The following is a 10,205-nucleotide window of genomic DNA, read 5'->3' as shown; positions in this document are numbered from 1 at the left end:
TGGTTGCTGCCGCTGCCGCCGCAACACATCGCGGGCACGCAGGTCATCGTGCGCTCACTCATCGCGGGCACGACACCGATCGTCATGGACGCCTGGTCGCTCGAGCAGTTCACCAGGGCCACGACGCTCGTCGCCCGCAACGCTCCGCCCTTCTCCCCCATCCACACGAGCCTCGTCCCGACGCAGCTGCGTGACGTCCTCGACGCCGCCGAGCGCGACGACCCCGTCGGCGTGCGCGCTCTCGAGGCGGCACGGCGCTACCGCAGTATCCTCGTCGGGGGCGCCGCGACGCCCCCCGACCTGCAGTCGCGCGCCCGCGACGCCGGGCTCGCCATCGTGACGACGTACGGTTCGAGCGAGACGGCCGGCGGCTGCGTCTACGACGGCGTCCCCCTCGCGGGCGTCGGCGTCCACGTCCTCGACGCTGACGACGAAGGCCTCGGTCGCATCGCCCTGTCCGGCCCGACGCTGGCGAGTGGCTACCTCGGCGACGCCGAGCGATCGGCCGCGACGTTCGTCGCCGCGCGAACTCTCGCCAGGCCCACGATCGACTCATCGCCCGTCGACTCCGCTCCCGACGGCGACGCGTCCCGCGAATCTGCCCCCACCGGCCCGTCAGAGCGCCGACGCAGCGAGGCGACACCCGGCGAGGCGACGCTGTTCCTCACCGACGACCTCGGACGCTTCGACGGCGCGTTGCACATCGAGGGGCGCATCGACGACGTCATCAACACCGGCGGGTACAAGGTGAGTCCGCGCGTCGTCGAGGAGGTCGTCCGCGGTGTCGACGGCATCCGTGACGCCGTCGTCGTCGCCCGCCCGCACGAGCGCTGGGGGCAGAGCGTCGCTGTGGCTGTCGTCACGACCGAACGTAGCGAGGCAACCGATGACGTCCTCGCGCGTCTCATGGGTGAGTGCCGAAAGGCGTTGCCGCCGTACGCCGTCCCGGCCATGGCTCGCGTGCTCGAGACGATCCCGCTGACGGGCGTCGGCAAGCCCGATCGCGCGCTCATCGCCTGCTCGCCCGAGTGGCACAATCTACGAGACCCCCGCTAGATCGCCGGAGCCCCGGCCCACACGACCTGGAGAACATCCCGCACATGGCCACCCTGAACCAATGGGTCGAGGGCGCGCGCCCCCGCACGCTGCCCGCCGCCATCGCCCCCGTCCTCGTCGGAACGGGCGCGGCCTACGCGATGGAGAAGGCGAACCCCGGCTATGCGCTGCTCGCGCTCATCGTCGCGCTGTTCCTCCAGATCGGCGTCAACTACGCCAACGACTACTCCGACGGCATCCGCGGCACCGACGAGGACCGCGTCGGCCCGGTGCGCCTGGTCGGTCAAGGCCTTGCGAACCCGGGCAACGTCAAGCTCGCCGCGTTCGGGTGCTTCTTCGTCGCCGCGTTCGTCGGCCTCGCGCTCATCACGCTGTCGAACACGCCGTGGCTGCTGCTCGTCGGCGTCGCCGCCATCCTCGCGGCCTGGTTCTACACCGGCGGCAAGCGCCCGTACGGCTACATGGGGCTCGGTGAGGTCTTCGTCTTCGTCTTCTTCGGCCTCGTCGCGGTACTCGGCACGACGTACACGCAGGCCCACACGCTGTCGCCGTCCGCGTGGGCGGGCAGCATCGGCGTGGGCGCGATCGCCTGCGCGATCCTCGTGACGAACAACCTGCGCGACATCCCGACGGACGTCGAAGCCGGCAAGCACACCCTCGCAGTGCGGCTCGGCGACAAGGCCACCCGCGCGTTCTACGCCCTGCTCATCGCCGTGTCCGTCGCCGCCGTCGCGGTGTGCACGCTGTTCCACGTCGCCGCTGCGGCGGGCTTCGTCGCCCTCATCGCCGCGATCCCGCCGGCGCTGCGCGTCATGCGCGGCGCCACGGGCCGCGACCTCGTGCCGGCCCTCGCCGGCACCGGCCGCTACCAGCTGCTCTACGGCCTGCTCCTCGGCGGCGGCCTCTACGCCGCGCACCTCATGCACTGACGGCCCTGACGGCGACCGCGCCGCCGCCTGCCCGCCCGCCAATCCGACGACGACAAGAACTGCAACACACGCGAAGGCCGGCCGCCCCCTCGGGGACGGCCGGCCTTCGTCATCATTCGTCCGCGACCAGCACGCCCGGCCCGTCAGGGCCCGGTGCGGATCGAGCGTCGATCAGTCCTCATCGAGGTCCTCGGCCTCACGCAGCTGCTGCGCACGGGCACGACGCTTCTCGACGCGATCTTCGACGACGTCGACCGTCTCCTGACGGAAGCGGTTGAGCGCGAAGAAGCTGATCGCCGTCGACGCGAGCGCCGCGACGATGAGCAGCAGGAAGCTGCGCAGCCCGCACAGGTAGCCCAGGCACAGGCAGCCGAAGAAGACGAGGATGCGCAGAACGGTGTAACGAGCGACAGGTGCCATCAGCGGATCACAGCCCCGAGTAGGAGTGCTGGCCGACGAAGAACACGTTGACGACGCCGTAGTTGATGAGGATGCACGCGAAGCCGACGAGGACGACGGCGGCGGCCTTGCGTCCGCTCCACCCGACCGTCACGCGGCTGTGCAGGTACGCCGCGTAGACGATGAAGATGACGAGCGACCAGACTTCCTTCGGATCCCAGTTCCAGTAGTGACCCCAGGCCTCCTGCGCCCAGATGGCGCCACACAGGACGGTGAACATCCACAGCGGGAACGCGATGATGTGCACACCGTAGGAGAGGCGGTCGAGGGTCTCCGAATCGGGCAGCGAGCGCAGGAAACCGCCGCTCTTGCCCTTCTCTTCGCGCGTCTTCTGGGCGAGGTACAGGCACGTGATGACGAAGCCGATCGTGAACAGGCCGACCGACAGCGTCGCGACCGTCACGTGGATCGACAGCCAGTACGACTGCAGCGACGGCATGAGCTTGCTCGCCTCGGTGTAGTACACCTTCGCGGCGAGGATGAGGAACAGCGTCGCGGGCAGCGTGACGAACGCGCCGAGCCAGCGCACGTCCTTGCGCAGGCTCCACAGCAGGAAGCACACGAGCAGGAACGCGGTGCCGGCGAGGTCGAACTCGTACATGTTGCCCAGCGGCGGGCGGTGCACGGCGAGCGAACGCATGACGATGCCCGCGATGAGGAACGCAGTGCCGAGCCACGTCAGCGCCATCCCGGTGCCGGCCCACTGACGCTTGTGACCGTCGGCCGGGACGTCGGGGGTGCCGTCGCCGTCGAGGTCACGACGTTCGCGGGTGCGTTCGAGCACCGCCGTCGCACCGCCGACGCCGGCCGTCGACGTCGCTGCCGCGCCGGCGCTCGTGGCCTTGGCGCTCATGGCGTCGGCCTCCACCGCGCTCTCCGCGCCGGCCTCGACGGCAGCCTCATCGGCCGCGCCTCGGCGTCCGGCCCGCGCCTGACGGCCGGGTGCCTGGGCGAGATCGACGCAGAACGAAAGCATCGCGAGGGTGAGGACGAGCGCGGCCGCATACACGGCGCGTGTGGAGTTCTGCGCGAGGGTGCTTTGCGCCTCGTCGATGAATGCGAAAGCGGACATCATGCCTTACCTGTCGTCTTCGTGGTGGGGGCCGCCGCGCGGCTGATGCGTTCGAGGATGTCGTCGACCGCCAGCGCGAGACGAGGATCCTCACCCTTGGCGAGCCCACCGATCTCAACCACTGTACGCGCGTCGGTGTCACCATCCGTAGCGGGACGGACGCGGACGAACACGCGCCGACGACGGATCGTCAGCGAAAGCACGAGGCCGGCGAGTGCGAGGACGCTGAACAGCAGGGCCGGCCCCTTGCCGGGGTCGTGACGGATCGACAGCCCCGCCCACCGTGGCGCCGCGTCGAACGTCACGGAGCCGAGGTTGTTCGGCAGCTGCACCGTCTGGCCGAGGGCGAGCTGCAGACGCACCGGCTGGCCCTTCTCGTCCTTGAGCTGCGTCATCGTGCCGGTGTCGAGGCTGAACACCGACTGCGGGCGACCGTTCGGGTACAGGTCGCCCGTGAACGCCGTGAGGTACAGCGCCGGCGCCTTGGCGTCGGGGAAGGCCGAGCTCGGGCCCAGGTTCGGGTCGAGGTAGGCCGTCGGCAGGAAGAAGCCGGTGAGGCCGATCTGCTTCGGTGAGGCGCCCGAGATCTTGAATGCGCCGGTCGACTTGTACTTGTTGTCGATCGACAGGAACGGCGTGGATTCGTCATACAGGACGTTGCCCTTCGCGTCCTTGAACGTGATCTTCGGGGCGTAGCCGTTGCCGAGCAGGTACACCTCGCCGCCTCCCACCTTCAGCGGGTGGTTGACCTTGATCGTGTCCTTCTTCCACGCGCTGTTCGCCGACTCCCGGTAGTCGACGTCGGCGGTGAAGTCGCGCGGTTGACCCCACTGGCTGCTCGTCGGGTCGACGTTGCTCTCGAACATCACCTTGAGCGTGTTCATCTTGAGCGCCCAGTCGGGGATGTCCTGCTCCGCATCGACCCACGGCCCGAGCTTCAGGGTGTCGTAGCGCGACGGCGTCGAGGCGAAACCGCTGCCCTCGGGGACGATGACGTCACCGCGCCAGCCCCAGACGTGCCCGGCCGCGACCGAGACGATGATGCCGATGAGGCTGAGGTGGAACAGCAGGTTGCCCGTCTCGCGCAGCATGCCGCCCTCGGAGGCGACCTCGAACTCGCCCGTGCCCTTGCGCAGCGCGAACCGCTTGCGCCGCAGGACGGTACGCGTCGCGGCGATGACCTGCTCGGGGGTCGCCTCGAGCGTCACCTCGCGGTGCGCGGGAAGGCGTGAGAGGCGGCGGGGCATCGCGGGCGGGCCCTGCCGCATCGCCTTGTAGTGCACCCGGACGCGCGGGATGATGCAGCCGACGAGCGACACAGTCAGCAGAAGGTAGATGGCGGCGAACCACGGCGAGCTGTAGACGTTGAACATGCCGAGCCGGTCGAGCCACGGCGCCAGATCCGGATGATCGAGGCGGTACTGCGTGACACGCTGCTCGTCGATCGAGTGCTGCGGGAAGATCGAGCCCGGCACGGCCCCGACCGCGACGAGCAGCAACAGGAACAGCGCCGTGCGCATGCTCGTCAACTGCCGCCAGAACCAGCGCAGGCCGCCGAGGAACCCGAGACGCGGCTGCGTCACCGTCGCCCGATCGTCCCGCGAGGACGTCTTCGTCGAGTCTGCGTCGGCCGCATCGTCACGGGGCACGTCGTCGCGCGCCGCACCGCCCATGGATGCCTCGCCGTGAGCAGCGTCGTCGACGCGGAACGCGCCGGGTTCGGGGTTGTCTGACGTCTTGGCCACTAGATCACCGGTTCGAACTGATTGACGAGATGGGTCTGGATGTCGGCGATGAGCGAGTTCCACAGACCCGTCACCATGAGCACGCCGATGGCGATCATGAGGCCGCCGCCGACGAGCTGGATCGGACGATGCCGCGCGCGCAACCACTTCGAGGCGCGCTCGGCGCGGCTCCAGCCGGCCGCGATGAGAATGAAGGGGATGCCGATGCCCAGGCTGTAGCAGGCGGTGAGCAGCAACCCGCGCCCGTTGACGCCGCTCGATCCGAGTGCGGTGTTGGCCGCGAGGATCGCGCCGTAGACCGGCCCGACGCACGGCGACATGCCGAGCGCGAACACGGCGCCGAGCAGCGGAGCGCCGAGCAGCCCCGCGGCCGGGCGCCAGCGCACGGTGAATCCGCGCTGGCCGAGCACGCCGAGGAACATCAGGCCCATGACGATGACGAACACCCCGCCGACGCGCAGCAGCAGCGTGTCGTGGGCGCCGACGGTGTCGACGAAGAACGACAGCGCGGCCTGCAGGCCGACGAACACGACGGAGAAGCCGAGGACGAACAGGCACGCGCCGAGGATGATGCGGGTGCGACGCTTCTCGTCGGTCAGGCCGGTCACGTAGGCGAGGAAGCCTGGTACGAGTGGCAGCACGCACGGCGAGGCGAACGAGACGAGCCCCGCGAGGGCAGCGAAGAACATCGCGAGCGGCAACGCACCGTCCGCGACGATCTGTCTCGGCGAGTCGCTCGCCGCGAGCAACGCGATCAAGCCTTCTCCGCCAGCACCTTGTCGACCATGTTGCGCACCGTCGTCTCCGTCGTCGCCCCGCTGACACGCGCGGCGATGCGGCCCTGCGCGTCGAGCACGAGCGTCGTCGGGGTCGCGGAGACCTTGCGCTGAAGGCCCTGCAGGTTGGCGCCGTCGTCATTGGCCAGGGACGGGTACGTGACGCCCCACTTCTTCAGGGTCGAACTGGCGACGGCGTTCGAGTCACGCTGGTCGATGCCCATGAACACGACGTTCTTGCCCGCCTTCTCGTACGACTGCCACGCCTTCTGCAGGTGCGGCATCTCGGCCCCGCACGGGCCGCACCAGGCGCCCCAGACGTTGAGCACGACAACCTTGCCGCGAGCCTGCTCCACGTTCCAGTCGGTGCCGTCGAGCAGTTTGCCACTCAACGTGACGGGCTTGTCGCGCTTGGCTGCGGGAAGCTCCTCGACGGTTCCGTCGCCGCCGACGTAGCCCTTCTGGTCCTGCGCCTGCTTGCTGATCTCGTCGTTCTTGCCGTCACCGCACGCCGTCGCACCGAACGTCAGAGCACCGGCAGCGATGACGGCGGCGGCGCGCCGGGTGATGCTGCTGCTCATGCTCCCACCGCATTCGTCGAGGCGGCGAGCAACCGGCCGGCGGGTTCGGTGTAGCGCACGTCGGTGATCTCATCGTCGATGAACTCGATCGTCGTCACCGACGCGAGCGTGCACTCGCGCGAGCGCGGGTCGTGCCACAGGCGCTTGCCCTCGGCGAAACGACGCGCCGTCCACACCGGCAGCTGGTGGCTGACGATGACGGCCTCGTGCCCGGATGCCGCATCACGAGCATCACGGATCGCCGCATCCATGCGCGCGGCGATCTCGTCGTACGGCTCGCCCCAGCTGGGGCGGAACGGGTTGGTGAGCTTCGGCCAGAAGCGCGGCTGCATGAGCTGCTTGGGGTTCGAGCCCACCGTCATGCCCTCGAAGTCGTTGCCTGCCTCGATGACACGCTCGTCGAGCGTGACGGGCAGACCGAGCTTGTCGGCGATCGGCGCCATCGTCTCCTGCGCTCGCTCGAGCGGCGAGCTGACGAGGTGCGTGACGTCGCGTGGCGCCAACCACTGGCTCGTCAACTCGGCCATCTCGTGCCCGAGCTCAGAGAGGTGGTATCCATCGAGGCGCCCGTACAACACCTTCTCGGGGTTGTGGACCTCGCCGTGGCGCACGAGGTGCACGAGCGTCGTGACGGGCACCCGCGGCTCGCTGACGGCGGCGGGCGACGGCTGCGGCGTCCGCGACGGATCGGAGGTGGCGTGCTCGGACATGCTCACAGTGTCGCAGCCGAGTCTGTGGACGCCGCGGCGCGCGCCGCGGTCGGCAGCGCTTCGACGATGTGCGCGACGGCCTCGTCGTCGTGGCTCGCGGAGACGAACCAGGCCTCGAACGACGACGGCGGCAGGTGCACGCCCTGGGCGAGCATCGCGTCGAAGAAGCGGGCGAAGGCATGGATGTCCTGTTTCTTGGCGCCGTCGTAGTTCGTCACGGCCTCGTCGGTGAAGAAGATCGAGAACATCGAACTCGCCCACTGCACCTGGTGCGGGACGCCGGCCTTCGTCAGCTCGCTCGAGGCCGCATCGGCGATCGTGTGTGCGACGCGGTCGAGGTGCGCGTAGACCTCCGGCGTGCAGGCCTGCAGCGTCGCGAGGCCGGCGGCCGTCGCGATCGGGTTACCGGCGAGGGTGCCCGCCTGGTAGACGGGGCCGTCGGGTGCGAGCAGCTCCATGAGGTCGCGACGCCCACCGAACGCGGCAGCCGGGAAGCCGCCGCCCATGACCTTGCCGAACGTGAACAGATCTGGCGCCGTCTCACCCTGCTGGCCCTCGTGACCGAACCAGCCGGCCGCGGAGCAGCGGAAGCCCGTCATCACCTCGTCGGAGATGAGCAGAGCGCCGTGCTTCGTGGTGATGTCGCGCAGCGCCTTCGTGAAACCGGGCGCCGGCGTCACGACGCCCATGTTGCCCGGCGAGGCCTCGGTGATGACGGCGGCGACCTCGTCACCGTGCTCGGCGAAGGCCGCGTCGAGCGCGTCGACGTCGTTGTACGGCAGCACGATCGTCTCTCCCGCACTCGAGGCGGGGACGCCGGCCGAGTCGGGCAGGGCGAACGTCGCGAGGCCGGAGCCGGCGGCGGCGAGCAGCGCGTCGACGTGGCCGTGGTAGCACCCTGCGAACTTGACGATCTTGCTGCGCTGCGTCGCGCCGCGGGCGAGACGGATGGCCGACATCGTGGCCTCGGTGCCGGAGGAGACGAGGCGTACCTGCTCGACCGGCTCGACGCGGCTGACGATCTCGGTGGCGAGCGCCACCTCGTTCTCGCTCGGCGTGCCGAAGCTGAACCCGCGCGACGCGGCCTGCTGCACCGCGTCCATGACGCGCGGGTCGGCGTGGCCGAGGATCATCGGCCCCCACGAGCAGATGAGGTCGACGTAACGGTTGCCGTCGACATCCGTCAGCCACGGCCCCTTCGCCTCACGGATGAAGCGCGGCGTGCCGCCGACGGCGCGGAACGCGCGCACCGGGGAATTGACGCCGCCTGGGGTGACCGAGCGGGCGTGATCGAGCAATGCCTGAGACGTCGAGGTGTTCTGGCTCATGCGCATCATTGTTCCATCGCGCACTGACAATCCCCTCCACGCCGGCCCCCTCACGGCCCGTGAGGCCCACCACAGCAGCGTCGCGTCGTCGCACCCGCGACGGGGACGGCCGGTGCGCGCCGTCGTAGGGAACGTCCCGTCATACTCTTCGCTCCGGGCGTGGCAGGTGGCGCCTCGACACACCGTGCGCGGGGCGGTGGCGTGCTCCGGTCGTCAGCGCTCGCTGGCCTCGACGGCCTCGCCGACGCGGCGCATGGCATCCCCGAGGCTCGCGAACTGACGCGCGGGCATCACGTCGACCATGAAGGCGCGCACACTCGCGACGTGCACCTTGGCTGCCTCGTGCAGGGCCTGCAGCCCGTCCTCGGTGAGGACGAGTTCGACACCGCGCGAGTCGTCGAGGCAGGGCTGACGCTCGACCCAGCCGCGCCGTTCGAGGCGGTTGGCGGTGTGCGTCAGCCGACTGCGTGACTGCACGACGATGGTCGCGAGCGCACTCATGCGCAGGCGCCGACCCTCCGATTCGGAGAGCATCGAGAGGATCTCGTACTCGGCCAGCGACATGCCGTGGGCGAGCAGTTCACGATCGAGCGCCGTCTCGAGCGCCCGCGCGCCGCGCAGGTAGTGGCGCCACGCAGCCTGCTCGGACTCGCTCAACCACGCCGTCTCGCCACCTCGCGTCACGCTACTCGCCTCTCCTGCAACCGATTCCTCAACAGACCTAGTATTCCCGGTGTTCAGCGTCAGTTCCACACGAACCCCCTGTTGGGGTGTGGAATGGAATACGCACCCCCGGGCATGTAGTTTAAAATTCAACAACACTCCGCTACGGTGAGTGCATCGCCCATCAACGATCTGAAGGAAAGGGGCTCGTCATGGCCTCCCTCAACACCCTCCCCGCCGGCACCTGGAACATCGACCCGGCGCACACGGAGATCTCGTTCGTCGCCCGTCACCTCATGGTGACGAAGGTGCGCGGCAAGTTCACCGACTACTCGGCAACGGTCGTCGCCGCCGACCCGATCTCGGATTCGAGCGTCGAGTTCACGGTGCAGACCGCGTCGGTCGACACGGGCAACGCCGACCGTGATGCGCACGTCAAGTCGGGCGACTTCTTCGACGTCGAGACCTACCCCACGATGACGTTCAAGGCCACGCAGATCACGGACGACGAGATCACGGGTGACCTGACGATCAAGGATGTGACGAAGCCCGTCACGTTCTCGTACGACTTCAACGGTGTCGCGACCGACCCGTGGGGCGCCACGCGCGCCGGTTTCGAGGCGTCGGGTGAGATCAACCGCAACGACTTCGGCATGACGTTCAACGCTCCCCTCGACGGTGGCGGCGTCCTGATCAGCGAGAAGATCAAGATCAACCTCGACCTCGAGTTCACGAAGGCCTGACGACGATCAAGCGAGCGTAGGTAGGACCGCAGCGTCGTGTTCGTCGAGCACGGCGCGGGTGGAGTCACCGCAGCGAAGCGAGGATGGCTTCACCCGCGCCGGGCGCGGACGACCGCGCATGTCAAGCGAGGATCCTGCCGAAG

11 protein-coding genes are annotated in these 10,205 nt (G+C 69.1%); 3 read left to right on the top strand and 8 right to left on the bottom strand.

The features are described 5' to 3' along the window. Together B2284_RS00215 and B2284_RS00210 are read left to right on the top strand one after the other, a co-directional pair. On the top strand, window positions 1-1,056 hold a 1,056-nt coding region (locus B2284_RS00215; protein ID WP_286697057.1), incomplete at its 5' end, for an AMP-binding protein. Window positions 1,057-1,100: 44 nt separating this feature from the next. Beyond that, window positions 1,101-1,985 carry a 1,4-dihydroxy-2-naphthoate polyprenyltransferase gene (locus tag B2284_RS00210; RefSeq protein ID WP_208065658.1) on the top strand — a complete coding sequence of 295 codons (885 nt, stop codon included), beginning with the start codon at window positions 1,101-1,103 and terminating at the stop codon, window positions 1,983-1,985. A gap of 171 nt (window positions 1,986-2,156) precedes the next feature. Here B2284_RS00210 and B2284_RS00205 read toward each other — a convergent pair whose 3' ends face one another. The 8 genes from B2284_RS00205 to B2284_RS00170 all read right to left on the bottom strand — a co-directional run bounded on the left by B2284_RS00205 (window position 2,157) and on the right by B2284_RS00170 (window position 9,340). Next, the gene (locus B2284_RS00205; protein WP_208065657.1) at window positions 2,157-2,405 is read right to left on the bottom strand and encodes a DUF4229 domain-containing protein; all 249 of its coding nucleotides are present in this window, start codon (window positions 2,403-2,405) and stop codon (window positions 2,157-2,159) included. A 7-nt stretch (window positions 2,406-2,412) separates the two neighbouring features. Next, window positions 2,413-3,519 (bottom strand): c-type cytochrome biogenesis protein CcsB, encoded by a 1,107-nt coding sequence (ccsB, locus tag B2284_RS00200; protein WP_349676082.1) that lies wholly within the window; start codon window positions 3,517-3,519, stop codon window positions 2,413-2,415. Continuing rightward, window positions 3,516-5,261: a cytochrome c biogenesis protein ResB gene (gene resB / locus B2284_RS00195; protein WP_006943686.1), complete on the bottom strand. Its 1,746-nt coding sequence runs from the start codon at window positions 5,259-5,261 to the stop codon at window positions 3,516-3,518. The genes ccsB and resB overlap by 4 nt, the downstream gene beginning before the upstream one ends. Next, complete coding sequence (locus B2284_RS00190) at window positions 5,261-6,019, bottom strand: cytochrome c biogenesis CcdA family protein (RefSeq protein ID WP_136788521.1); 759 nt, start codon at window positions 6,017-6,019, stop codon at window positions 5,261-5,263. The genes resB and B2284_RS00190 overlap by 1 nt, the downstream gene beginning before the upstream one ends. After that, entirely contained in the window at window positions 6,016-6,618 is a 603-nt protein-coding gene (locus tag B2284_RS00185) for a TlpA family protein disulfide reductase (RefSeq protein WP_006943681.1), read from the bottom strand. The genes B2284_RS00190 and B2284_RS00185 overlap by 4 nt, the downstream gene beginning before the upstream one ends. Continuing rightward, the gene (locus B2284_RS00180; protein WP_006943634.1) at window positions 6,615-7,334 is read right to left on the bottom strand and encodes a histidine phosphatase family protein; all 720 of its coding nucleotides are present in this window, start codon (window positions 7,332-7,334) and stop codon (window positions 6,615-6,617) included. Before B2284_RS00180 ends, B2284_RS00185 begins: the two co-directional genes overlap by 4 nt. Then, window positions 7,331-8,656, bottom strand: coding sequence for a glutamate-1-semialdehyde 2,1-aminomutase (gene hemL, locus B2284_RS00175; protein ID WP_136788520.1), 1,326 nt, complete (start codon window positions 8,654-8,656; stop codon window positions 7,331-7,333). Before hemL ends, B2284_RS00180 begins: the two co-directional genes overlap by 4 nt. 213 nt (window positions 8,657-8,869) lie before the next feature. Further along, window positions 8,870-9,340, bottom strand: coding sequence for a MarR family winged helix-turn-helix transcriptional regulator (locus B2284_RS00170; protein WP_006943685.1), 471 nt, complete (start codon window positions 9,338-9,340; stop codon window positions 8,870-8,872). Window positions 9,341-9,531: 191 nt separating this feature from the next. Between B2284_RS00170 and B2284_RS00165 the strand changes: the two genes are divergently transcribed. Further along, window positions 9,532-10,062: a YceI family protein gene (locus B2284_RS00165; RefSeq protein WP_006943676.1), complete on the top strand. Its 531-nt coding sequence runs from the start codon at window positions 9,532-9,534 to the stop codon at window positions 10,060-10,062. Window positions 10,063-10,205 lie beyond the last annotated feature (143 nt).

Source organism: Dermacoccus sp. UBA1591 (assembly GCF_002322065.1).
In the GTDB taxonomy this organism is placed as follows: domain Bacteria; phylum Actinomycetota; class Actinomycetes; order Actinomycetales; family Dermatophilaceae; genus Dermacoccus; species Dermacoccus nishinomiyaensis.
This window is presented reverse-complemented; position numbering and strand designations above follow the sequence as displayed.

Bases quoted from the DNA above. Each gene is read 5' to 3' on its own strand.
- B2284_RS00210 (WP_208065658.1), top strand. From the start codon at position 1,101: ATGGCCACCCTGAACCAATGGGTCGAGGGCGCGCGCCCCCGCACGCTG.
- ccsB (WP_349676082.1), bottom strand. From the start codon at position 3,519: ATGATGTCCGCTTTCGCATTCATCGACGAGGCGCAAAGCACCCTCGCG.
- B2284_RS00185 (WP_006943681.1), bottom strand. From the start codon at position 6,618: ATGAGCAGCAGCATCACCCGGCGCGCCGCCGCCGTCATCGCTGCCGGT.
- hemL (WP_136788520.1), bottom strand. From the start codon at position 8,656: ATGAGCCAGAACACCTCGACGTCTCAGGCATTGCTCGATCACGCCCGC.
- B2284_RS00165 (WP_006943676.1), top strand. From the start codon at position 9,532: ATGGCCTCCCTCAACACCCTCCCCGCCGGCACCTGGAACATCGACCCG.
- B2284_RS00205 (WP_208065657.1), bottom strand. From the start codon at position 2,405: ATGGCACCTGTCGCTCGTTACACCGTTCTGCGCATCCTCGTCTTCTTC.